This window comes from Micromonospora sp. CV4, from assembly GCF_003667455.1.
Classification (GTDB): Bacteria; Actinomycetota; Actinomycetes; order Mycobacteriales; family Micromonosporaceae; genus Micromonospora.
Genome location: NZ_RCVI01000010.1, coordinates 1 through 412, shown reverse-complemented (window position 1 = coordinate 412; position 412 = coordinate 1). Strand labels below are relative to the sequence as shown.

The following is a 412-nucleotide window of genomic DNA, read 5'->3' as shown; positions in this document are numbered from 1 at the left end:
CGGGCGGCGCTGCCCGAAGGCACCGACAACGCGGCGATCCGTAACCGCACCCGACAGATCACCGCATACGTTGGGGCACATGGGCGGCTGCCGGCGGGGCTGTGTGAGGTGGAGGGCCCGCCGACGGTGGCGCGGCAGGTGAGCCTCGCCGCGGCGGACCGGCAGCAGGTCGTCGTCGACCCGGCCGACGGCAGGACCGTGCGGGTGTGGTCGCAGCTGCCGACATGTGCGGCGCCGGCCTCGTACCGGGACTGGGCATGGCACGCCTTCGACGTGGTCCTGCCGCCCACGGTGCCCGGCGGGGTGAAGGTGTGCACCCCGACGCTGCGGCCCCACGACGGCAAGGTGCGTGTCGACCTGCCCTGGCAGACCCCGCACGCCCCGGGGCCGGTGCAGGGGCACACTCGTGGGC

1 protein-coding gene is annotated in these 412 nt (G+C 75.2%); it reads left to right on the top strand.

From position 1 onward, the window contains the following. Positions 1–108: 108 nt before the first annotated feature. A partial coding sequence (locus EAD98_RS00040) for a hypothetical protein (RefSeq protein WP_199723153.1) occupies positions 109–412 on the top strand: 304 nt, incomplete at its 3' end.